The sequence below is a fragment of the Streptomyces sp. SD31 genome (assembly GCF_052068475.1).
In the GTDB taxonomy this organism is placed as follows: domain Bacteria; phylum Actinomycetota; class Actinomycetes; order Streptomycetales; family Streptomycetaceae; genus Streptomyces.
Window position 1 is genome coordinate 444796 of sequence record NZ_JBQHCX010000002.1, and the last position, 21413, is coordinate 466208.

Here is a 21413-nt window from a genome sequence, read left to right on the forward strand (position 1 = left end):
TGTGCGGGGTGTGCCGTGTTGCTGTCGCTGTTTGTTCGCTGTTTCGCATGCTGTGCCGGTTTTCCGAATTGCCCGCTCGGGTGGGCTTCAGGCTAGCCCGTCCGGATCCGATACGCCCTGGTGAGCGGTCCGGACGGACTGGCTCCGCCGGGGACCTGACCGCCCGGTACGCTGCCGTACGCCGCTCGGGTCCCATGACAGAAAGGCAGCCCCACCTGTGACTGCGATTCCCCAGGGTCGTACTCGCCGGGCCGCGCTGGTGAGCGCCGTGTGCGCCCTGGTCGTGTCGGGAACGGCACTGACGGGATGCAGCGAGGACCCCGACGAGGGCACCAACGGGGTCGGTAAGCTCCCCGCCGCCGAGATCCAGCGCAAGACCCGAGCGGCGGCCGACGCCACCGACGCGGTACGCCTCTCCGGGAACGTGGTGACCAGCGGGCGCACTTACAAACTCGACATGCGGCTGAAGTCCGACGGCGCGACCGGGTCGGTCACCGTGCGGGGGGCGACGTTCCAGCTGCTGCGGATCGGTGAGCAGCTGTATCTGAAGGCCGACGCCGGTTTCTGGAGCGATGCGGGCGCGCAGGGCGGCGCGGACAAGACGGACACCGCGGCCGCGGACAAGCTGAACGGCAAGTTCGTCAAGGTGCCACAGGGCGACCCCTCGTACAAGAAGTTCAGCGGCTTCACCGACAAGGACGTCCTCCTCGACGGCCTGCTGACCCTCCACGGCACGCTGGCGACCGACGGCCACCACGAGCAGGCCGGCACTCGCACCATCCGCATCACCGGTGACGCGGGCTCCGGCGGCACCCTCGACGTCTCCCTGGAGGGCACCCCGTACCCCCTGCGCCTGACCCGGGCCGGCGGCGCGGGCACCCTGACCTTCTCGTCCTGGGGCGAGGACTTCACCCTGGAGAAGCCGGCGAAGGACGAGACGGTGGACTACGGCAGGCAGCTGCCGACGTCGTGACCGCCTATCGGCGCCGCTTCTTCTTCAGCAGTAGCCGAGGAAGCCCCGCGGGGATCGGCTGACGCGTCGTCGCCGGAGAAGGCAGCGGCGCCTCGGCCAGGGAGCCGTCCGGCAGCGGGGCGATGGTTCCCGTCGGCTCCAGGCGCAGCACCCGGCACTCGCGGGCCCAGCGGGACGGCATGGCCTCGCCGTCGGGAGCGTTGAGCCGCTTGCCCTTCAGCTCGCCGACCGTCGCCTCCCACTCCTCGGAGTCCGGTGCGAGCTCGACGACCTTCGCGCTCCAGGAGACCAGCCGACCGCCCTTGTCCTTGCTGCGGACCGTCACCTCGGCCGCGGCCCCGTCGGCCAGCCCCGGCAGCGGCTGCTCGCCCGGCCCGTCGCCCACGACACACGCCGCACCCTCATGCCACACGTGCCACAGCGCCCGGGCCGGGACACCGGGGCCCTTGACCCAGATGAGGCCGGACTTCTTCGTGGCCTCCTCGACGAGGGCCTGGTCGAGCAGCTCGCTTGTCATGGCCCAAGACTAACCAGCGGTCTCCGGCCCGGTCAGAGCCATCCGTTCCGCTTCAGCGTGCGGTGGATGCCCAGACAGATGGCCACCGTGATGCTCATGATCACCGGGTAGCCGTACTTCCAGTGCAGCTCGGGCATGTGCTTGAAGTTCATCCCGTACACACCGCACACCATCGTCGGTACGGCGATGATCGCGGCCCACGACGTGATCTTCCGCATGTCCTCGTTCTGCGCCACGGACGCCTGCGCGAGGTTGGCCTGGAGGATCGAGTTGAGGAGTTCGTCGAAGCCGATGACCTGCTCCTGCACCCGGGCGAGGTGGTCGGCGACGTCCCGGAAGTACTTCTGGATGTCCGGGTCGATCAGCCGCATCGGCCGCTCGCTCAGCAGCTGCATGGGCCGCAGCAGGGGCGACACCGCACGCTTGAACTCCAGCACCTCACGCTTGAGTTGGTAGATCCGCCCCGCGTCCGTACCGCGCGGCGTCCCCTTCCGGCCCGGCGAGAACACCTCCGTCTCCACCTCGTCGATGTCGTCCTGCACCGCGTCGGCGACGGCGACATATCCGTCGACGACATGGTCGGCGATCGCGTGCAGCACGGCCGACGGACCCTTGGCGAGCAGCTCGGGGTCGTCCTGCAGCCGGTGCCGCAGCGCCCGCAGCGAGCCCTGGCCGCCGTGCCGGACGGTGATGAAGAAGTCCCGCCCGGTGAAGCACATGACCTCGCCGGTCTCGACGATCTCGCTGTTGGCGGTGAGTTCGTCGTGCTCGACGTAGTGGATGGTCTTGAAGACGGTGAACAGGGAGTCGTCGTACCGCTCCAGCTTGGGGCGCTGGTGCGCCTGCACCGCGTCCTCCACGGCCAGCGGGTGCAGCCCGAACTCGCCGGCGATACCGGAGAATTCGGCCTCGGTCGGCTCGTGCAGACCGATCCACACGAAGCCGCCGTCACGCCGCACCTGACGCATCGCCTCGTGCGGGGTCAGGGGCTTCGAGCTCTCGACGCGGGCGCCGTTCCGGTAGACGGCGCAGTCGACCACGGCGGAGGGCGTCGCGGGGTCGCGGGTGGTGTCGTACGCGCCGGTGTCCTTGCGCAGCGAGACGCGGGACGGGCGGACCACGGCGCGCAGGTCGCGGATCATCGACATGGGCAGGGCTCCTTCGCAACGGGCAACGAAGCGCGGAAGGCTGCCGGACGGGTGGAACTGCCCGGAATGGGGACGTCCTGACCTCAGGATGTTTGGCACGTCCACAAAGCGGGGAGCACCGCACCGTCGCGGTGGCGGGCTTCGTTGCTGATTCAGATCAGACAGATCAGGCAAAGCGAAACGAAGTGCTCTTCCGTGTGAGGACGCGAGCGTGAAAGGGCGGCGGTCAGCCGGAGCGGAACAGCCGAATCAGCTACATCAACGGCGGGAAGAGCGAGTGGTACTGCACGGTCGACTTCGATCCATGACAGCCCCACCTCCTCCGGCCGGTCCCTCGTGAGGGACGTTCCATACCCCGTTCGGGGTTCCCCGTAGGGGAGTCAAACTTGGCGTCGGGACTCGATCGCGACGCTTCTGCGTGCTGCCCCGAACACCGGGCAAGAGTATCAGCCGACTGAAGTGTCAAGGCGCTGCTTTGCCCGGTACTGACGAGTTCTATGCTCGCGGCATGGCTGATGTTCTTCCTCTGGTCGAGGCCCGGTTGCGCACCGCGCTGGGCGAACCGGACGCGCGCGCGGCGGTCACCTTCCTCGGTACGGACCGCATCGAGGTGCTCCGTTTCCAGGAGGGCGACATCGTCCGCTACGCCACGCTCGGCATGGCCGCGCAGCCGATGAGCGACCCCACCGCGGTGCTCGCCGACCCGGTCAAGGGCCCGCGCGCCGAGCTGATCCTCTCCGTCCGTGCCGGCGTCGCCGACACCGACAAGGTGCTCCGCCCGCTCGCCGTACTCGCCGCGTCCCCGCAGGTGGAGGGCGTGATCGTGGCGCCCGGCGCCTCCCTGGACGTCGGCGAGCCGCTGTGGCCCGGCGCCCCGTTCACCTCGGTCCTGGTCGCCGAGCCGGGTGGCCTGGTGGAGGACCTGGAACTCGACGAGCCCGCCGACCCCGTGCGCTTCCTGCCGCTGCTCCCCATGACCCCGAACGAGGCCGCCTGGAAGCGCGTGCACGGCGCCCAGGCCCTCCAGGAGCGCTGGCTGACGAACGGGACGGACCTTCGCGACCCCACCCGCACATCCGTCCCGCTGGAGTGACCGTGGCGTGAGGAACCTCACCAACCGGTGGCTGAAAACCGTCAGTTGGCGAACACGGTGACGCTGTCCTCGACCGCGTGCTTCGTTTCCAGTTCCCCGGCATCGTGCGCGAGCGCCTTCCGCCGTACGACGACCACGAGCGCGCCCGCGACAGCCGTGACCGCCGCCACCACGAACGGGACGTGGATGCTGGCGGTCCACTCCTCGATCCTCGGCGCGAAGAAGGGCGCGGCCGCCGCCGCGAACCAGCGCACGAAGTTGTAGCCCGCGCTCGCCACGGGGCGGGGAGCGTCGGAGACGCCGAGCGCCAGCTCCGTATAGACGGTGTTGTTCACGCCGATGAACGCGCCGGACAGGACCGTGCAGACGACCGCGGTGGTGTGGCCGCCGTAGCCGAGGACGAGCACGTCCACGGCGAGCAGCACCAGCGAGCCGCCGAGCACCTTCAGCGAACCGAACCGCTCCTGCAGGCGCGGCGCCACGATCACCGAGAACACGGCGAGCAGCACACCCCAGGCGAAGAACACCGCACCCGACCGGTACGGGCTCATGTCCAGCACGAACGGCGTGAAGGCCAGCACGGTGAAGAACGTGTAGTTGTAGAAGAACGCCGAGACCGCCGCGGACGCGAGGCCGCCGTGACCGAGCGCCTTGAGCGGGTCCAGGAGCGAGGTCCTGCGGGCCGGTTTCGGCTGCTCCTTCAGGAACACGGCGATGCACAGGAAGCCGACGGCCATCAGGAAGGCCGTACCGAAGAACGGGTAGCGCCAGCTGGCGTCCCCGAGCAGCGCGCCCAGCAGCGGCCCGCACGCCATGCCGAGGCCGAGGGCGGACTCGTACAGCAGGATCGCCGCCGCGCTCCCCCCGGCCGCCGCGCCGACGATGACGGCGAGGGCCGTGGAGACGAAGAGCGCGTTGCCGAGCCCCCAGCCGGCCCGGAAGCCGACCAGTTCGCCGACCGATCCGGACGTGCCCGCGAGCCCGGCGAAGACGACCACGAACGCGAGGCCGAGCAGCAGGGTCTTGCGGCCGCCGATCCGGCTGGAGACGAAGCCGGTGACCAGCATCGCCACGGCGGTGATGAGGAAGTACGAGGTGAAGAGCAGGGAGACCTGTCCGGCCGTGGCGTTCAGGCCGCTCGCGATGGACGGCAGGATCGGGTCGACCAGTCCGATGCCCATGAAGGCGACGACGGACGCACCGGCGGTCGCCCACACGGCCGTCGGCTGACGCAGAGAGATAGATGGCATATACACATACTAAGTTAGGCATGCTAACGATGCAAAGCCGGACCCGCCTCCTTCGTGAACCGTTTCCGCCCGGACGGGTGATCGTCCTTGACGTGACGCACGAGGGGTAGGACCGTGGGGCTCTATGAGGGGCGAACCCAGTTGCCCGAAGTGTGGTGGCCGGGTCAGGGCTCCCGGACTCTTCGCCGACACCTGGCAATGCGATGTGCACGGCACCGTGCATCCGGTGCAGCCCGTGATCCCGCCCAGCGTCGAGGCCCTCGGAGTTGTGGTGCACCGCACGCAGGTGCCGGTGTGGATGCCGTGGCCGCTGCCGATCGGCTGGCTGTTCACGGGTGTCGCCAGTGCGGGCGACGACCGCAGTGGCGGCCGCGCGACCGCCGTGGCCTGCTCCGGACCCGGCCCGCTCGGCGGCATGGGCGAGTTGATCCTGGTCGCCGAGGAACTCGGCGTCGGCCTCGGCGCGCGCTACGCGGGCATGGACGGACCGGACCCGGGGCCGCACATGAACGTCGAGAAGCCACCCCAGGCCAAGGTGCTGGCCGCCGGCCGCCCGACCCCGCTGTGGCATGTCTCCGGCACCCCCGAGGACCGCGCCGTCTTCGCGGGGGAGGCGCTCGGGATGTGGCTGTGGGCGGTCGTGTGGCCCGAGCAGTCCGGGTTGTTGATGTACGACGAGCTGGTGCTGACGGACCTGCGGGATGCGGGGGCGGAGGTGGAGTTGGTGCCCTGCGGGGCGCTGTCGCCGCGCTTGCTCGAGCCGTAGGGCGCCTAAGGGCTCGGGTGGCTTGTCTGGGTGACTTGTGTGGTGTGCGGCTGCAGGTTGTTCGTGGGTTGCTCGCGATTGTTGTTCGTGGGTTGCTCGCGCAGTTCCTCGCGCCCCTGGGTGAGTCCATGTAAGGGGCGCTCGGCCGTACGGCTGTGACAGTAGTCGTTGAAAATGCGGTTATCCTTGAGCGTCCCCTTCCGTGCCGTCACCGACTGGAGTTCGCGTCGTGCGTATCGATCTGCACACCCACTCCACCGCCTCCGACGGCACGGACACCCCGGCCGAGCTGGTGCGTAATGCCGCTGCGGCCGGGCTGGATGTCGTGGCGCTCACCGATCACGACACCACTCGCGGGTACGCCGAGGCGATCGCCGCGCTGCCGTCGGGGCTGAGCCTCGTCACCGGTGCCGAGCTGTCCTGCCGTATCGACGGCATCAGCATGCACATGCTGGCCTACCTCTTCGATCCCGAGGAGCCGGCGCTGCTCGCCGAGCGGGAGTTGGTGCGCGACGACCGGGTGCCCCGGGCCCAGGGCATGGTCGCCAAGCTGAACGAGCTGGGCGTGCCCGTCACCTGGGAGCAGGTGCTGCGGATCGCCGGTGACGGCTCGGTCGGCCGGCCGCATGTCGCCACCGCGCTGGTCGAACTCGGGGTCGTACCGACCGTGGGGGACGCCTTCACGCAGGACTGGCTGGCCGACGGCGGGCGGGCCTTCGTGGAGAAGCACGAGACCGATCCGTTCGAGGCGATCCGGCTGATCAAGGCCGCGGGCGGCGTCGCCGTCTTCGCGCATCCGGCCGCCAGCAAGCGGGGCCGTACGGTGCCGGAGTCCGCGATCGCCGACATGGCTGAGGCCGGGCTCGACGGCATCGAGGTCGACCACATGGACCACGATCCCGATACGCGCGCGCGGTTGCGCGGGCTCGCGAAGGAGCTCGGGCTGCTGACGACCGGGTCCAGCGACTACCACGGCAGCCGCAAGACGTGTGTACTCGGCGAGTACACGACGGATCCCGAGGTGTACGGCGAGATCACACGACGGGCGACCGGGGCGTTTCCCGTCCCGGGGGCCGGCGGGGTCTAGGCCGGAGACCTTCACGTCCTTTTCGAGGCACCCGGCGCTGTCGGCCGTGCCCACCCGTTCCGCCCTGCGGAACGTTTGCCCGCAGCGGTAGCCCAGTTCAGCTCAGTCCTGCCTGCCCACCGCTCACTTCCTCCACTTCGCAAGGCCCATCACCCATGTTCGACCTCGCCGTCTTCGGCTCCCTGTTCCTGACCCTCTTCGTCATCATGGATCCCCCCGGGATCACCCCGATCTTCCTCGCGCTCACCGCCGGCCGCCCGGCCAAGGTGCAGAAGCGGATGGCCTTCCAGGCCGTCTGTGTGGCGGGCGGTGTGATCACGGTGTTCGGGCTCCTCGGCCACCAGATCCTCAACTACCTGCATGTCTCCGTCCCCGCGCTGATGATCGCGGGCGGGCTGCTGCTCCTGCTGATCGCGCTCGACCTGCTCACCGGCAAGACCGACGAGCCCAAGCAGACCAAGGACGTCAACGTCGCCCTCGTCCCGCTGGGCATGCCGCTGCTGGCCGGGCCGGGTGCGATCGTGTCGGTCATCCTCGCCGTGCAGAAGGCCGACGGCGTCGGCATGCAGGTGTCGGTGTGGACGGCGATCCTCGCCATCCACGTCGTGCTGTGGCTCGTGATGCGGTACTCGCTGCTGATCATCCGGGTCATCAAGGACGGGGGCGTGGTCCTGGTGACGCGGCTCGCGGGCATGATGCTGTCGGCGATCGCCGTGCAGCAGATCATCAACGGCGTCACGCAGGTGATCCAGGGGGCCTGAGCCCGGGCGGAGTATGCGCGAAGCCCCCGCACGGCCTGAGTGCCGTGCGGGGGCTTCGAAGCTTCCGCGGTGATCCGCGTCTGTTATGAGGCCGTGGTCTCGGCCGGTCGGATCCAGAGCCGCTGACCGATTGCCGCGGCCTGCTGAACGATCCGGTTGACGGAGGCGGCGTCCACGACGGTGCTGTCCACGGGTGTGCCGTCGACCTCGTCGAGTCGCATGATTTCGAAGCGCATGGCTTCTCCCTTCGTCTGGTCATCCTCCTGAGGAGAACTACTGGGTTCACACTTGGTTACACACGTATGCAACGGCCTGCGTGTTACAAACATTCCCTACGCTAAAGAAATTTTTCGAACGGCTAACTACTGACCAGTAAGTGGCTGGTGAGAGATCGCCGCGGGACTGACGGGGACCGGTTGTGTTCGCAGCGTGACCGCCAGGACAATGGAGGCGATGAACGACGACCTCGCGGCACTCGCCGCCCGCATCGACCACACCAACGGGCTGCTGCAACGCATGCTCGCCGAGGTGGCGAAGACGCCCTCGACCCATGCGATCTTCGTCGACGCGGGCTATCTGTACGCCGCCGCGGGACGGCTCGTCGCCGGCACGGAGGACCGCCGGGCGTTCGACCTGGACGCCGAGGGGCTGATCGAGGCGCTCATCGACCGGGCACGCACGATCTTCGCGGACAGCAGGCTGCTGCGGGTCTACTGGTACGACGGTGCTCGGCGCCGTATCCACACGGCGGAGCAGCAGTCCATCGCCGAGCTCCCCGATGTGAAGGTGCGGCTGGGCAACCTCAACGCCAACAACCAGCAGAAGGGCGTCGACTCACTGATCAGGACCGACCTGGAGTCCCTCGCCAGACACCGCGCCATCAGCGACGCGGCACTCCTCGGCGGGGACGAGGACCTGGTGTCGGCGGTCGAGGCGGCGCAGGGGTACGGGGCGCGGGTGCACCTGTGGGGCATCGAGGCGCCGGAAGGCCGCAACCAGGCCGAGCCCCTGCTCTGGGAGGTCGACAGCCAGCGCACCCTCGACCTCGACTTCTTCAAGCCCTACGTCTCCCGGCGCACGGCCGCCGCGTACGAGGCGGCGGGGGCCCGTCCGACGCGGGAGGACGTCCGGTTCGTCGGCGCGCAGATCGCCGCGAAGTGGCTCGCGGCGCGCGGGCGGGAGTCACTGGTCGAGCTGCTGCCCGGGCACCCGTACCTCCCCGGGGCGGTGGACCAGGACCTGCTGGTGGAGGCGGAGGGGCTGCTGCAGTACTCGCTGCGCGGGCAGGCGGAGCTGCGGCGGGCGCTGCGGGACGGGTTCTGGGAGCACCTGCAGGCGCAGTACTAGGGCCCTAGGCTTCTGCCGGGCGTGCGCTCTCGCCGTCGACGGTCTCCCAGAAGTCGGCCACGGCCTCGGCGGTGCGCAGGGGCTGGTCGGCGTTGGGGGAGTGCTCGGCGCCGGGGATGATCGTCCGGCGGGCGTTCAGCCGTGCGGCCATGTCGTCCAGGACCGGGACCGCCCAGGTGTCGTCGCTGGCACCCGACAGGACGTGGAACGGGAGCGGTACGGCGGCCAGTTCGTCGACGCGGTCCGGTTCCGTGCACAACTGGCGTCCCGTCGCGAGGAGTTGCGCGGGCTTCGTGCCGAGCCAACGGCGCCGCAGCAGCTCCTGGCCGCCGATGCCGCGCGCCGGCCCGCCGACCTCCTCGGGCGGACCCATGGCGAGGATCGCATCCCAGGTCTCTGCCATGGTCATCACCGCGAGCGCGTCCCGCAGCAGCTTCACGCGCTGTTGCTGGGAGTCGGAGATCTGGGCGGGGCCCGACGCCATGAGGGTGAGTGAGCGGAACGGAGAGTGGTCGAGGAGGACGGCCGCACGGGCGATCTGGCCGCCGAGGGAGTGGCCGAAGAGGTGCAGGGGGGAGTCGGGGGTGCCTCCCAGGGCTGCCGCCTGGGCGAGGACGTCCCGGGCCAACTCGTCCTGCGCGTAAGCGGATTCGTCGCGCTCCGGGCCGTCCGACTCGTGCTGTCCGCGACCGTCGACGGCGACCGTACGGTAGCCGCGCGCCGCGAGCGGCTCGTGCATCAGCGTGAAGTCCTCCTTGCTGCCGGTGAATCCGGGGAGCAGCAGGGCCACGCCTCGGGGCTCGACGCCGGGGGCGGCGGGAGAGTCGACGACGGCGAAGGTCCCGCGCGAGGTGCTGAGGGGGTAGGCGCGGGCGTTCGGGGGCGGCGTGAAGGCGGGTTGGGTGGTCACGGGGGGAGGGTAGCCGGTGCGCCGCCAGAGCCCTACCTGGCGGTTCGGGTGGGGCGGTGGGCTGGTCCTGCGCGGGGGGCCTGTGGGGCGGCTCGGGGGTGGCGGGGCCCCGGCCCCGCGTAAGGCGGCCCGGGTACGCCGACGGCCCGGCCCCGCGTGAGGCGGGACCGGGCCGTCGTACGGGAGATCAGCTCTCCGCGGGCTCCGTGGCGGCCGTGACCTTACGGGTACGGCGCACCTTGGGCTTCGCCTCGGCCGTGGCGTCGGCGGCCTCCACGGTCGCCGCGGCCTTGCGGGTACGGCGACGGGGCGCGGGCGCCTCCGTGGCCGTCGGCTCCTGCGTGGCCTGGGCCGGGATGTCCGCGGCCGAGGTGGCAGTGGCGGTGGCCTGGGTGGCGGATGCCGCGGTCTTGCGGGTGCGGCGTGCCTTGGGCTTGGCCTCCGTGGCCTCGGCCGTGTCGACGGCGGCCTCGGCTGCGGCCGTTGCCTTGCGGGTGCGCCGAGGCTTGGCCTCGGCGGCCTCCGGCTCCGCGATGCTCGCCGCGGCCTTGCGCGTACGGCGCGGCTTCGCCTCCGTGCCCTCGGCCGTGTCCACGGCGGCCTCGGCCGTGGCCGTGGCCTTGCGCGTACGGCGCGTCCTGGGCTTGGCCTCCGCGGACTCGGCGGTGTCGACGGCAGCCTCTGCGGCAGCGGCCGTTGCCTTGCGGGTGCGCTTGGGCTTCGCCTCGGCGGCCTCCGGCTCCCCGGCCGTCTGCGCCGGGATGTCGGCGGCCTCGGTGACGGACGCCGCGGTCTTGCGGGTGCGGCGCGTCTTGGGCTTGGCGTCGGTGGCCTCGGCCGTGTCGACGGCCGTCTCGGCAGCGGTCGTTGCCTTACGGGTCGTCCGGCGGCGCGGCTTGGACTCCTCCGCCACCTCCGGGGTCTCCTGTGCGGCTTCGGTGGTGGCCTCGGCCGTGTCGACCGCGGTTTCGGCGGCCGCCGTTGCCTTGCGGGTGCGGCGGCGCGGCTTGGTGGCGGGAGCCTCCTCGGGCTCCGAGACCTGCTCGGCCGCAGGAGCCGTAGCGGGCTCGGACGCCTGCACGGCCTCCGTGACCTTCGCCGGCTCCGAGACCGTCGTGGCCTCCGCCTCCGGCGTAACCGCCTCGGCCGAAGTGGCCTTCGGCTCCGCCGACTTGCGCGTCCGGCGGCGGCGCGGCTTCGCCGCGGCCTCCTCGGAGGCGTCCAGGGACGGGCCCTCCGCCGTCGCGACGGCCGACTCAGCGGTCTCCGCGGGCTCGGGCGCCGAGGAAGTGGCCGTCACGGCAGCGGTCGGCTCCGAGGACGCCCCGCCGCGGGTGCGGCGACGGCGGCGCGGGGTGCGAGGCGCGGTCACGGACTCCGCCGTGGTGGCCTCGACGGTCTCGTCCGCCGTCGCGGGACCGGCGGCCGGCGCCGGCGTCCCGTCCAGGGATGCTCCGCCGCGCGTACGGCGGCGGCGACGCGGCGTGCGTGCCGGGCGCTCGCGGTCCGACGCGGACGAGGACCCGGACGAGCGGGACTCGTCCCGGCCGCCCCGGCCACCGCGACCGCGCGCACCGCGTCCGCCGGTCTCGCCGAGGTCCTCCAGCTCCTCCGCCGCCAGCCCGGCGCGCTTACGCTCCGCGCGGGGCAGGACGCCCTTGGTGCCTGCGGGGATGTTCAGTTCCTCGAAGAGGTGCGGGGACGTGGAGTACGTCTCCGGCGGGTCGTTGAAGTCGAGCTCCAGCGCCTTGTTGATCAGCTGCCAGCGCGGGATGTCGTCCCAGTCGACGAGGGTGATCGCGATGCCCTTGGCGCCCGCGCGGCCGGTGCGGCCGATGCGGTGCAGGTACGTCTTCTCCTCTTCCGGCGACTGGTAGTTGATGACGTGCGTCACGCCCTCGACGTCGATGCCGCGGGCGGCGACGTCGGTGCAGACGAGGACGTCCACCTTGCCGTTGCGGAAGGCGCGCAGGGCCTGCTCGCGGGCGCCCTGGCCGAGGTCGCCGTGGACCGCGCCGGCGGCGAAACCGCGCTGCTGGAGCTGGTCGGCGAGGTCGGCCGCGGTGCGCTTCGTACGGCAGAAGACCATGGCCAGTCCCCGGCCGTCGGCCTGCAGTATGCGCGCGACCATCTCGGGCTTGTCCATGTTGTGCGCGCGGTAGACGAACTGCGCGGTGTTCGCGACCGTCGCGCCCTCGTCGTCCGGCGCGGTGGCGCGGATGTGGGTGGGCTGCGACATGTAGCGGCGCGCGAGGCCGATGACCGCGCCCGGCATGGTCGCCGAGAACAGCATGGTCTGGCGGCGGGCCGGCAGCATGTTGATGATCTTCTCGACGTCGGGCAGGAAGCCCAGGTCGAGCATCTCGTCGGCCTCGTCGAGGACGAGCGCCTTGATGTGCTTGAGGTCGAGCTTCTTCTGGCCCGCGAGGTCCAGCAGTCGGCCCGGGGTGCCGACGATGACGTCGACGCCCTTCTTGAGGGCCTCGACCTGGGGCTCGTAGGCCCGGCCGCCGTAGATGGCAAGGACGCGGACGTTGCGCACCTTGCCCGCGGTCAGCAGGTCGTTGGTGACCTGCGTGCACAGCTCGCGCGTGGGGACGACGACGAGCGCCTGCGGGGCGTCGGTGAGGGCCTCGGGCTTGGCGCGACCGGCCTCCACGTCGGCGGGGACGGTGACGCGCTCCAGGAGCGGGAGACCGAAGCCCAGCGTCTTGCCGGTACCGGTCTTGGCCTGGCCGATGACGTCCGTGCCGGAGAGGGCGACGGGGAGGGTCATCTCCTGGATGGGGAAGGGGTTGACGATGCCGACGGCCTCAAGGGCCTCGGCGGTCTCGGGAAGGATTCCGAGCTCTCGGAAAGTCGTAGTCAGGGTGCTGCCTCTTCTGTGTACGCGGTGCGAGGCGAGCGCGGGGGTCTTGACGGACCGTGCCGGGGACGTCGGCTGCCATACGGTCGGGCCGTAAGGCACGGGACCACTGCCGACGCTCTAGCGCTCGTACCGCTGAGGGTGTCCCCCTCCGGGCTCCGTACGCAGAGTGCCGTACGGCCGTGGAGGGCTGTCGGGTCGGAGCCGATCGGGCCACCGACCGGGCATCCTCATAACGTGCGGCCCGTCGAGATACGTCTGAGTACTCAGCGGGCGCATTACCACCATACCCCGGAAACGCGCACATGCGATGGCCGAATTGGTCACGTAGTCGGCGTCACAGTCATTGACCAGGGCCTTCCCGGACGCGGTGAGCGGGCTATTGTGCGCTTCATGACGACGCCTGACAACACCCCTGACGCCCCCGACACCGCTGACTCCACCGTCGAACACACCGGGGTCGCCGCCCAGGACTGGGCGCAGGCCTCCGCCGATCCGCAGTACCGGGCCGCTGTCGTGGACCTGCTGGGCGCGCTGGCCTACGGGGAGCTGGCGGCGTTCGAGCGGCTGGCGGAGGACGCCAAGCTGGCGCCGACGCTGGCGGACAAGGCGGAGCTGGCGAAGATGGCGTCGGCGGAGTTCCACCACTACGAGAAGCTGCGGGACCGGCTGACCGAGATCGGGGCCGAGCCGACGGAGTCCATGGAGCCGTTCGTCGCGGCGCTGGACGGGTTCCACAAGCAGACGGCGCCTTCCGACTGGCTGGAAGGGCTGGTCAAGGCGTACGTCGGTGACTCGATCGCCAGTGACTTCTACCGGGAGGTCGCGGCTCGGCTCGACTCGGACACGCGGGGGCTGGTGCTGGCCGTGCTCGATGACACCGGGCATGCGTCGTTCGCGGTGGAGAAGGTGCGGGCCGCTATCGATGCCGATCCTCGTGTGGGTGGGCGGCTTGCGTTGTGGGCTCGGCGGTTGATGGGGGAGGCGCTGTCGCAGTCGCAGCGGGTGGTGGCCGACCGGGATGCGTTGTCGACGATGCTTGTGGGTGGGGTCGCGGACGGGTTCGATCTCGCGGAGGTCGGGCGGATGTTCTCGCGGATTACTGAGGCGCACACCAAGCGGATGGCTGCGCTGGGGTTGGCCGCGTAGGTTTTCGCCCCCGCCGCCCCTACCCGTCCCCTCCTCAAGGGGCGCTGCCCCTTCGACCCCGCCCCTGGGGGCTGCCGCCCCCAGACCCCCGCTTCGGCCCTGAACGGGCCTCGTCCTCAAACGCCGGACGGGCTGGATTGCCTGGGTCGGTGCTGAGGGGTGAGGCCCCTTGCGGGTGGGTGGGGGCTAGGGATGGTGTGGCCTGTCCTCAAGGGCCGGACGGGCTGGGATTGTCTGGACCGGCGCCGAGGGATGAAGCCCTGCGTGGCGCGTCCTCGAACGCCGGATGGGCTGGGGGTGCGGGCCGGCGGGGTTGAGGGGCCGAGCTCCCTGTGGCGTCAAGGGGTCGGCGGCCGGTCCTCTGGGTCTACGCGGTCGCCGAGTGGCGGTGGAGTCTTCCCGCGGGGCGTACCAGCAGGGAGAGGGAGGCGGTGGAGACCGTTGCCGCGCCGATGAGGATCAGGAAGAGGTTGCCGAAGTCCAGCGCGGTGTGCGTGATGAAGGCGCCGAAGAGGGCGCCGGCGACACCCGTCGGCAGGACCAGGGAACGGGCCGGGAGACGGTGCGGCAGGCGGTGGGCGGCAGCCCATGCCAGGGCCAGGCCGAGGATCGCGGAGCTGAGCGCTTCCAAGAGCATGTTGGGGTCCCTCCCACATGGCCGGCCTGCTCGAAACGGTCGTAGCCCGTCATACCCCTGACCTGCGGAATGCAATCCTCCCCTGTGGTTGGTCTGTGCTCCATCCGTGGAGAAATCTCATGCATGGGGAAATCTCATGCGTGGGAAACGGAGGGGCCCGGCGACCGTAGTCGTCGGGCCCCTCCCGTCACGCCTGTCCGGCGGCGCCTTCCTACAGCGCGCCGAAGCCCACCTTGCGCGGGGCCGGCTCGCCGAGCTCCACGTACGCGAGGCGTTCGGCCGGGACCAGGACCTTGCGGCCGTGCTCGTCCACGAGGGTCAGCAGCTGTGACTTCCCGGCCAGTGCCTCGGACACGGCCCGCTCGACCTCCTCGGCACTCTGACCGCTCTCCAGAACGATCTCGCGGGGCGCGTGCTGCACGCCGATCTTGACCTCCACGGCTATGTCCCTCCGACGGTCAGTGAAGTGCGCGACCTTCCGCGCCGTACCCAGCACACATTAGCCCGGTGAGGGGACGTACACGCTCCGCCCGAGAACGCCAGGAGCGAACAGCGGACGGGAACAAACGCCCCGCACACGCGCGTGCGTGTCAGTGGTGCTCCGTACCGTGCAGCGGGAAGCCCGCGATGCCGCGCCACGCCAGGGATGTCAGCAACTGCACCGCCTGGTCGCGCGGGACGCTGCGGTCGCTGTGCAGCCAGGAGCGGGCCACGACCTGGGCGAGGCCGCCGAGACCGGAGGCGAGCAGCATCGACTCCGCGCGCGAGAGGCCGGTGTCCTCGGCGATGACGTCGCAGATCGCCTCGGCGCACTCGTTGGTGACCTTGTCGACGCGCTCGCGCACGGCCGGTTCGTTCGTCAGGTCCGACTCGAAGACCAGGCGGAATGCGCCGCCGTCGTCCTCGACGTACGCGAAGTACGCGTCCATCGTCGCCCGTACGCGCTGCTTGTTGTCGGTCGTCGACGCCAGCGCGTGGCGTACCGCCTGGATCAGGGACTCGCAGTGCTGGTCCAGCAGGGCGAGATACAGGTCGAGCTTGCCCGGGAAGTGCTGGTAGAGCACCGGCTTGCTGACGCCGGCACGCTCGGCGATGTCGTCCATCGCGGCAGCGTGGTAGCCCTGCGCGACGAAGACCTCCTGGGCGGCGCCCAGGAGCTGGTTCCGTCGGGCACGGCGCGGCAGGCGAGTGCCCCGCGGGCGTGCCGCCTCTGTCTGCTCGATGGCTGTCACGCCGCCTCCCAATGTCGTCCACATGCGGTCTGCGCCGCGCCGCCATCGTACTTTTCGGTAACCCTGCTGTGCGCGGTGCGAGCGCAGAATTTCACGGACCGGACGGTGAAGAAAGTCATGCAGAAGGTTTGAAAACGGGCTGGAACGGGCAACAAATTGCCTCATTCCTGCTCAGCAGCGCTCTCTTCCGCGCTCTTTCGCGTTCGGTTACACCTTCGCCGACCGCACTTTCGTTCACCGATAGTCGTCCTCGTCGATGGAGACCACGCGCGCCTGTTCGGCCAGATCGGCCTCGCTGGCCCGGTCCTGGTCCTCGCCGGTCACCGGGTCGTCGCGCTCGGGCCGGACGTCGGCTTGCTGCTCGGCCGCGTCGGCCGTCGGGGCCTCGACGTCGAACTCCTGGGCTTCCTCGGTGTCGTCGTTCACGAACGTGTCGGGATCGGTGGGATCGACGGTCATGGCGGGCTCCCTTCCTTGAACGTCCCCGTGGGGCACAACGTCCCTGGGTGAAACAGGGGTCCATATGCGGGTGCCCTGCGTATGAGCCTAGGAGACACAAGTTCCGGACGCTATGCGATCCGCGGGGGGCCTGCGGGCGATGCGGGTGGGTTTTGCGGGTGCGTTTCAGGCCTGGCGGGCAGGGTCTTACGGCTGCCAGGTGCGTGTGCCATGTCCGTGTGCCATGTCCGTGTGCCATGTACGTGTGCCATGTACGTGTCGACTTGTGACGGCGAACACATGAACCAGGGCGTGATCGTCTCGTAACATTGCCGCATGTCTTCGACCGAACTCCCGTCCGCGCCGGCGACTGCCAATGTGCTGCCCAAGGTGGCGACCGTCAGGGTCGCGGAGGGGGAGCGGCTTCGATCGGTCGGGCTGCCGGGCATCACGCTGACGGTGCGTTCGAGACCACCCGCGCGCAAGGGGCTGCCGCCCGCGCTGTACGTCCACGGACTCGGCGGTTCCTCGCAGAACTGGTCGGCGCTGATGGAGCAGCTCGAAGACGACGTCGACGGTGAGGCCGTCGACCTGCCGGGCTTCGGCGACTCGCCCCCGCCGGACGACGGCGACTACTCGATCACCGCGCACGCACGCGCGGTGATTCGCTATCTCGACGCCTCCGGCCGCGGCCCCGTACACCTCTTCGGCAACTCGCTCGGCGGCGCGGTCACCACGCGCGTCGCAGCGGTACGTCCCGATCTGGTCCGTACGCTCACCCTCGTGTCACCTGCACTGCCGGAAATCCGCGTCCAGCGCACGGCCGCGCCCACGGCACTGCTCGCGGTGCCCGGAGTGACCGCGCTCTTCACCCGGCTCACCCAGGGCTGGACGGCGGAGCAGCGGGTCCGCGGCGTGATGCACCTCTGTTACGGCGCCCCCGAGCGGGTGACTCCGGAAGGATTCCGCAACGCCGTCGAGGAGATGGAGCGGCGGCTGCAACTGCCGTACTTCTGGGACGCGATGACCCGTTCCGCGCGCGGGCTGGTCAACGCCTACACCCTGGGCGGCCAGCACGCGCTGTGGCGCCAGGCCGAGCGGGTGCTGGCACCGACGCTGCTCATCTACGGCGGCCGCGACCAGCTCGTGGGCTACCGCATGCGCCAGAGGGCAGCGCGCGCCTTCCGCGACTCCCGCCTGCTGAGCCTGCCGGAGGCCGGGCACGTGGCGATGATGGAGTACCCGGAGGTGGTCGCCCGGGCGGTCCGTGAACTCCTCGCGGAGACGGCGGAGACGGCGGAGACGGCGGGGTCCGTGGATACGGGGAAGACGGGTGTGTCGGTGTCGGCGACCGATGGGCGCACAGGGCGCGGTGACGGTGCGGCCGGGGCCGCCGGCCGGGGCTCGGAGGACGCCGGCGGCAGGGCCGCCGCCGCGGGCGAGGACGAGGCCGTGACCGAGAACGCGGGGAGCTGAGGCGCGACGTGGGACGCCACAGCCGCCGCGGGTCTGCCGCCAAACGCGACACCGCGGACACAACTGCACGACAGGGCTCTCGGGGAGCACAGCCGGAGACGGGCGCGGCCCAGCGGGGGCCGTCCGCGCCGGGTACGGGATCCGACAGGGTCCCCATGGCGAGGCCGGGTGCGGCTCCGGGAGCGGGGCAGGGCGGTTGGGCGCAGGCCGGTGGCCCCGGCGGTCCTGGTGGGGCTGGCGGTCCCGGTGGTCCCGGCGGTCGCAGGGTGCCCGGTCCGCCGCCCGCTCGGCAGGGGATGACGACGGGTGGGGCGCCGACGTATGGAGGGCGGGGGTTCCCGGACGGCACGCCCGCGCATGGTTTTCCGAGGGTGCCTGATGGCACGCCCGCGCATGGCTTCCCGCGGCTCCCCGACGGCACCCCTGCCCGCGGCGTTCCTCGTCTGCCGGACGGCACTCCCGCCCAGGGCATGCCCCGGTTCGCGGGCGGCACCCCGGCCCACGGCACCCCCCAGGCCCGCGGCGGTCACCCCGAGCAGCGTGAACCGGGCGGTGGCTGGGGTGAATTGAGAGGGCGCACCGGGGTTGCGTACGGGGTTTCCCCGGCGGTCGGCGCTCCTCCGGCGACCGGTGCTCCCCTTCCGCGGCCCCGTCGGGCATCGCCGTCCGAGGGGCCCCGGCAGGACTACGTCGACGCCTTCGACGGGGACGTCGACGTCTTCGCGCGCCGTACGTCCGACGCCGCGCACCCCGCCGACCCGTACGCCTCGGTCACCGACTGGGACACCGAGGCCGGCTCCCGTATCGGCGTCGCGAACGACACCGACCTCGACGACGACGCCCCGCCGACCGGCGAGCCCGTGCCGGCGAAGGGCGCCAAGGGCCGGGCCTTCACCGGCATCGCGGCCGCCGCCGTCGTCACCGTGCTGGCCGTGGTCGTCGCCGGGCAGGTCGCGAAGGGGCGGGAGGGCAGCGACGTACAGTCGCAGTCCGCCGGCGATCAGGCGCGGGACGCCCGTGACTCGGCCTCGCGTAGCGACGGGCGGCCGACGCCGTCCGGGGCGCCGAGCGTGGCGCCGCTGACGTACGAGCAGAAGATCGGCAAGCGATACGCGCTCGGCGCCACGCTCAAGGGCTCGGGGAAGTTCGACGCGGTCCCGGGCATCGACAAGGCGCCCGGCACGGGGCAGAAGTTCACCTACCGCGTGGATGTGGAGCAGGGGCTCGGGCTCGACGGTGAACTCTTCGCGCAGGCCGTGCAGAAGACGCTCAACGACGACCGCAGTTGGTCCCACAACGGTGCCCGCACCTTCGAGCGCATCTACTCCGGCAAGCCCGACTTCGTGATCACGCTGGCCAGCCCCGGTACGACGGCCGACTGGTGTGCCAAGTCCGGTCTGGACACCACCGTCGACAATGTGTCGTGCGACTCCGCCGCCACCGAGCGCGTGATGATCAATGCATACAGATGGGCGCAGGGGTCGGAGACATACGGTGATCGGATCCACGCCTACCGGCAGATGCTGATCAACCACGAGGTCGGCCACCGGCTCGGCTACAGCCACGTCACCTGCGACAAGGACGGCGACCTCGCCCCTGTCATGCAGCAGCAGACCAAGTTCCTCGACCACGACGGGATCCACTGCCGGGCCAATCCGTGGCCGTATCCCGGGAGTTGACGGGTGACTCACGAGTCACATTGACATGTGCAGCGAGTTCGTACATATTTCTGCACATGTCGACCCGTCACGCCTCCTCTCGCGCCGCCATCGAGCTGGCGCTCATCGGCGTGACCGCTCTGTGCGTGGCCGACGTCCACTGTCGCTGACGCCCGCCCCTCGCGTTCGCGTCGCGATCTTTTCTCCACTCTCCACTCCTGTGAGTCGCTGACGGGTTTCCCCGGTCCTGCGGCTCATTCATGGACTTCCGGCGATCCGGCGATCCGGCGATCCGGCGCGGGGGCAGATGTCTGCCCATTTTCGTCTCACTCCTCGTCAAACTGTCTCGCTATTCGAGATTCATCGTCCCGAGAGGTCCTCTCCGATGCGCCAACCGTCCGTCATAGCGCGCCGCGTGGCCGCGGCATCCGTCAGCCTGGTCCTGGCAGCGGGTGCCGCCGCCTGCGGGCCCGAGGGCAACGATGCCAAGAGTGCCGGCGGCGACTCCACGCCCCACAAGGGCGGCACGCTCACGGTCCTGAACTCCGATCCGCAGCAGGACTTCGACCCCGCCCGCCTGTACACCTCCGGCGGCGGCAACGTCCCCTCCCTCGTCTTCCGCACGCTCACCACCCGCAACCGCGAGAACGGCGAGGCCGGCGCCAAGGTCGTCCCCGACCTCGCCACCGACACCGGGCGGCCCAACAAGGACGCGACCGTGTGGACGTACACCCTCAAGGAGGGCCTCAAGTACGAGGACGGCACCAAGATCACCTCGGCAGACGTCAAGTACGGCATCGAGCGCTCCTTCGCGCCCGAACTGTCCGGCGGCGCCCCCTACTTGCGGGACTGGCTGGTCGGCGCCGCCGACTACCAGGGGCCCTACAAGGACAAGAAGGGCCTCGCGGCGATCGAGACGCCGGACGCGCGGACCATCGTCTTCCATCTGAACAAGCCCGAGGGCGAGTTCCCGTACCTGGCCACGCAGACGCAGTTCACGCCCGTCCCGAAGAGCAAGGACACCGGCACGAAGTACGAGGAGCACCCGGTCTCCTCCGGCCCGTACAAGGTCGTCAGCAACGAGAACGACGGTGAGCGGCTCGTCCTGGAGCGCAACACCTACTGGTCCGCTTCGACGGACGCCGAACGCAAGGCCTACCCCGACAAGATCGACGTACGGTCCGGGCTCGACTCGTCCGTGATCAACCAGCGGTTGTCCTCGTCCCAGGGTGCGGACGCGGCCGCGGTCACCACGGACACCAACCTCGGGCCGGCCGAGCTCGCCAAGGTGACCGGCGACAAGGACCTTGCTTCTCGCGTCGGGACTGGACACTTCGGCTATACCAACTACATCGCGTTCAACCCGACGATCAAGCCGTTCAACAACGTCAAGGTGCGGCAGGCGATCTCGTACGCCATCGACCGGTCGTCCGTGGTCAACGCCGCGGGCGGGTCCGCGCTGGCCGAGCCTGCCACCACCTTTCTGCCGAACCAGAAGTCCTTCGGCTACGAGCCGTACGACCTGTTCCCGGCCGGCAAGGCGGGCAACGCGGCGAGGGCCAAGGAGCTGCTGGCGCAGGCCGGTTACAAGAACGGGCTCACCATCACCCTGACCCACTCCAACGCCAAGGACTTCGAGACCAGCCCCGAGATCGCGACCGCGATCCAGGACGCGCTGAAGAAGGCCGGCATCACGGTCAAGCTGCAGGGTCTGGAGGAGAACGACTACTCCGACAAGATCCACGACGTGAAGACCGAGCCCGGCTTCTTCCTCGCGCACTGGGGTGCCGACTGGCCCTCCGGCGGTCCCTTCCTCGCCCCGATCTTCGACGGCCGGCAGATCGTCAAGGACGGCGCCAACTTCAACACGGGCCTGCTCAATGACAAGTCGGTCAATGCCGAGATTGACGCGATCAACAAGTTGACCGATCTTGACGCCGCCGCCAAGAGGTGGGGTGCACTGGACAAGAAGATCGGCGAACAGGCGCTGACCGTGCCGCTGTTCCACCCGGTCTACAAGCGGCTGTACGGCAAGGACGTCAAGAACGTCGTGATCAGTGACTGGACCGGTGTTCTGGACATCTCCCAGGTCGCGGTGAAGTAGC

General features: G+C 70.3%; 21 protein-coding genes. 11 read left to right on the forward strand and 10 right to left on the reverse strand.

What is annotated here, in order from left to right; all coding sequences use genetic code 11:
- The first annotated feature begins 217 nt into the window (after positions 1 to 217).
- Positions 218 to 973, forward strand: coding sequence for a hypothetical protein (locus ACTMVF_RS05985; protein WP_441269883.1), 756 nt, complete (start codon positions 218 to 220; stop codon positions 971 to 973).
- Positions 974 to 977: 4 nt separating this feature from the next.
- On the opposite strand, the gene ACTMVF_RS05990 is transcribed toward ACTMVF_RS05985, so the two are convergent.
- Positions 978 to 1490, reverse strand: coding sequence for a hypothetical protein (locus ACTMVF_RS05990; protein ID WP_441269884.1), 513 nt, complete (start codon positions 1488 to 1490; stop codon positions 978 to 980).
- Positions 1491 to 1522: 32 nt separating this feature from the next.
- Positions 1523 to 2638 carry a magnesium and cobalt transport protein CorA gene (locus tag ACTMVF_RS05995; protein ID WP_441269885.1) on the reverse strand — a complete coding sequence of 372 codons (1116 nt, stop codon included), beginning with the start codon at positions 2636 to 2638 and terminating at the stop codon, positions 1523 to 1525.
- Positions 2639 to 3146: 508 nt separating this feature from the next.
- Here ACTMVF_RS05995 and ACTMVF_RS06000 point away from each other — a divergent pair.
- Positions 3147 to 3731, forward strand: a complete 585-nt coding sequence (locus ACTMVF_RS06000; RefSeq protein WP_441269886.1) for a suppressor of fused domain protein — start codon at positions 3147 to 3149, stop codon at positions 3729 to 3731.
- Between the two features lie 41 nt (positions 3732 to 3772).
- Here ACTMVF_RS06000 and ACTMVF_RS06005 read toward each other — a convergent pair whose 3' ends face one another.
- On the reverse strand, positions 3773 to 4981 hold the full coding sequence (locus ACTMVF_RS06005; protein ID WP_441269887.1) for an MFS transporter: 1209 nt from the start codon (positions 4979 to 4981) through the stop codon (positions 3773 to 3775).
- A 124-nt stretch (positions 4982 to 5105) separates the two neighbouring features.
- Between ACTMVF_RS06005 and ACTMVF_RS06010 the strand changes: the two genes are divergently transcribed.
- The 3 genes from ACTMVF_RS06010 (at position 5106) to ACTMVF_RS06020 (ending at position 7595) form a co-directional block, all read left to right on the forward strand.
- A complete protein-coding gene (locus ACTMVF_RS06010) occupies positions 5106 to 5747 on the forward strand; it encodes a DUF6758 family protein (RefSeq protein WP_301997073.1) in 642 nt (213 codons plus the stop codon).
- 229 nt (positions 5748 to 5976) lie between these two features.
- Complete coding sequence (locus ACTMVF_RS06015; RefSeq protein WP_441269888.1) at positions 5977 to 6834, forward strand: PHP domain-containing protein; 858 nt, start codon at positions 5977 to 5979, stop codon at positions 6832 to 6834.
- Between the two features lie 155 nt (positions 6835 to 6989).
- Positions 6990 to 7595: a MarC family protein gene (locus ACTMVF_RS06020; RefSeq protein ID WP_062701281.1), complete on the forward strand. Its 606-nt coding sequence runs from the start codon at positions 6990 to 6992 to the stop codon at positions 7593 to 7595.
- Between the two features lie 83 nt (positions 7596 to 7678).
- Here ACTMVF_RS06020 and ACTMVF_RS06025 read toward each other — a convergent pair whose 3' ends face one another.
- A complete protein-coding gene (locus tag ACTMVF_RS06025) occupies positions 7679 to 7831 on the reverse strand; it encodes a hypothetical protein (protein ID WP_093906763.1) in 153 nt (50 codons plus the stop codon).
- Between the two features lie 217 nt (positions 7832 to 8048).
- Between ACTMVF_RS06025 and ACTMVF_RS06030 the strand changes: the two genes are divergently transcribed.
- Positions 8049 to 8942, forward strand: coding sequence for an NYN domain-containing protein (locus ACTMVF_RS06030; protein WP_441269889.1), 894 nt, complete (start codon positions 8049 to 8051; stop codon positions 8940 to 8942).
- A 4-nt stretch (positions 8943 to 8946) separates the two neighbouring features.
- Here ACTMVF_RS06030 and ACTMVF_RS06035 read toward each other — a convergent pair whose 3' ends face one another.
- Together ACTMVF_RS06035 and ACTMVF_RS06040 are read right to left on the reverse strand one after the other, a co-directional pair.
- A complete protein-coding gene (locus tag ACTMVF_RS06035; RefSeq protein ID WP_441269890.1) occupies positions 8947 to 9852 on the reverse strand; it encodes an alpha/beta fold hydrolase in 906 nt (301 codons plus the stop codon).
- A gap of 187 nt (positions 9853 to 10039) precedes the next feature.
- A complete protein-coding gene (locus ACTMVF_RS06040) occupies positions 10040 to 12628 on the reverse strand; it encodes a DEAD/DEAH box helicase (protein ID WP_441270140.1) in 2589 nt (862 codons plus the stop codon).
- A 483-nt stretch (positions 12629 to 13111) separates the two neighbouring features.
- On the opposite strand from ACTMVF_RS06040, the gene ACTMVF_RS06045 reads away from it, so the two are divergent.
- Complete coding sequence (locus ACTMVF_RS06045) at positions 13112 to 13867, forward strand: ferritin-like fold-containing protein (protein WP_301997067.1); 756 nt, start codon at positions 13112 to 13114, stop codon at positions 13865 to 13867.
- A 367-nt stretch (positions 13868 to 14234) separates the two neighbouring features.
- Here the strand turns inward: ACTMVF_RS06045 and ACTMVF_RS06050 are convergent, their stop codons facing one another.
- The 4 genes from ACTMVF_RS06050 to ACTMVF_RS06065 form a co-directional block, all read right to left on the reverse strand.
- The gene (locus ACTMVF_RS06050; protein ID WP_441269891.1) at positions 14235 to 14504 is read right to left on the reverse strand and encodes a hypothetical protein; all 270 of its coding nucleotides are present in this window, start codon (positions 14502 to 14504) and stop codon (positions 14235 to 14237) included.
- A 211-nt stretch (positions 14505 to 14715) separates the two neighbouring features.
- Entirely contained in the window at positions 14716 to 14943 is a 228-nt protein-coding gene (locus ACTMVF_RS06055) for a DUF3107 domain-containing protein (protein ID WP_003998121.1), read from the reverse strand.
- A 151-nt stretch (positions 14944 to 15094) separates the two neighbouring features.
- Positions 15095 to 15736: a TetR/AcrR family transcriptional regulator gene (locus tag ACTMVF_RS06060; protein ID WP_441269892.1), complete on the reverse strand. Its 642-nt coding sequence runs from the start codon at positions 15734 to 15736 to the stop codon at positions 15095 to 15097.
- Between the two features lie 234 nt (positions 15737 to 15970).
- Positions 15971 to 16195, reverse strand: coding sequence for a hypothetical protein (locus ACTMVF_RS06065; RefSeq protein ID WP_441269893.1), 225 nt, complete (start codon positions 16193 to 16195; stop codon positions 15971 to 15973).
- 315 nt (positions 16196 to 16510) lie between these two features.
- Between ACTMVF_RS06065 and ACTMVF_RS06070 the strand changes: the two genes are divergently transcribed.
- The 4 genes from ACTMVF_RS06070 (at position 16511) to ACTMVF_RS06085 (ending at position 21412) form a co-directional block, all read left to right on the forward strand.
- Positions 16511 to 17650, forward strand: coding sequence for an alpha/beta fold hydrolase (locus ACTMVF_RS06070; protein WP_441269894.1), 1140 nt, complete (start codon positions 16511 to 16513; stop codon positions 17648 to 17650).
- Between the two features lie 8 nt (positions 17651 to 17658).
- Positions 17659 to 19329 carry a DUF3152 domain-containing protein gene (locus ACTMVF_RS06075; RefSeq protein ID WP_441269895.1) on the forward strand — a complete coding sequence of 557 codons (1671 nt, stop codon included), beginning with the start codon at positions 17659 to 17661 and terminating at the stop codon, positions 19327 to 19329.
- Positions 19330 to 19385: 56 nt separating this feature from the next.
- Positions 19386 to 19478, forward strand: a complete 93-nt coding sequence (locus ACTMVF_RS06080; protein ID WP_441269896.1) for an Ms4533A family Cys-rich leader peptide — start codon at positions 19386 to 19388, stop codon at positions 19476 to 19478.
- 215 nt (positions 19479 to 19693) lie between these two features.
- Positions 19694 to 21412, forward strand: a complete 1719-nt coding sequence (locus tag ACTMVF_RS06085) for an ABC transporter substrate-binding protein (protein ID WP_441269897.1) — start codon at positions 19694 to 19696, stop codon at positions 21410 to 21412.
- The last annotated feature ends 1 nt before the right edge of the window (position 21413 follow it).

What these genes read in the sequence shown, in the direction of transcription:
- ACTMVF_RS05990 (WP_441269884.1), bottom strand. Translation starts at nt 1,490, where the DNA reads ATGACAAGCGAGCTGCTCGACCAGGCCCTCGTCGAGGAGGCCACGAAG.
- ACTMVF_RS05995 (WP_441269885.1), bottom strand. Translation starts at nt 2,638, where the DNA reads ATGTCGATGATCCGCGACCTGCGCGCCGTGGTCCGCCCGTCCCGCGTC.
- ACTMVF_RS06000 (WP_441269886.1), top strand. Translation starts at nt 3,147, where the DNA reads ATGGCTGATGTTCTTCCTCTGGTCGAGGCCCGGTTGCGCACCGCGCTG.
- ACTMVF_RS06005 (WP_441269887.1), bottom strand. Translation starts at nt 4,981, where the DNA reads ATGCCATCTATCTCTCTGCGTCAGCCGACGGCCGTGTGGGCGACCGCC.
- ACTMVF_RS06010 (WP_301997073.1), top strand. Translation starts at nt 5,106, where the DNA reads ATGAGGGGCGAACCCAGTTGCCCGAAGTGTGGTGGCCGGGTCAGGGCT.
- ACTMVF_RS06020 (WP_062701281.1), top strand. Translation starts at nt 6,990, where the DNA reads ATGTTCGACCTCGCCGTCTTCGGCTCCCTGTTCCTGACCCTCTTCGTC.
- ACTMVF_RS06025 (WP_093906763.1), bottom strand. Translation starts at nt 7,831, where the DNA reads ATGCGCTTCGAAATCATGCGACTCGACGAGGTCGACGGCACACCCGTG.
- ACTMVF_RS06030 (WP_441269889.1), top strand. Translation starts at nt 8,049, where the DNA reads ATGAACGACGACCTCGCGGCACTCGCCGCCCGCATCGACCACACCAAC.
- ACTMVF_RS06040 (WP_441270140.1), bottom strand. Translation starts at nt 12,628, where the DNA reads ATGACCCTCCCCGTCGCCCTCTCCGGCACGGACGTCATCGGCCAGGCC.
- ACTMVF_RS06045 (WP_301997067.1), top strand. Translation starts at nt 13,112, where the DNA reads ATGACGACGCCTGACAACACCCCTGACGCCCCCGACACCGCTGACTCC.
- ACTMVF_RS06050 (WP_441269891.1), bottom strand. Translation starts at nt 14,504, where the DNA reads ATGCTCTTGGAAGCGCTCAGCTCCGCGATCCTCGGCCTGGCCCTGGCA.
- ACTMVF_RS06065 (WP_441269893.1), bottom strand. Translation starts at nt 16,195, where the DNA reads ATGACCGTCGATCCCACCGATCCCGACACGTTCGTGAACGACGACACC.
- ACTMVF_RS06070 (WP_441269894.1), top strand. Translation starts at nt 16,511, where the DNA reads ATGTCTTCGACCGAACTCCCGTCCGCGCCGGCGACTGCCAATGTGCTG.
- ACTMVF_RS06080 (WP_441269896.1), top strand. Translation starts at nt 19,386, where the DNA reads ATGTCGACCCGTCACGCCTCCTCTCGCGCCGCCATCGAGCTGGCGCTC.
- ACTMVF_RS06085 (WP_441269897.1), top strand. Translation starts at nt 19,694, where the DNA reads ATGCGCCAACCGTCCGTCATAGCGCGCCGCGTGGCCGCGGCATCCGTC.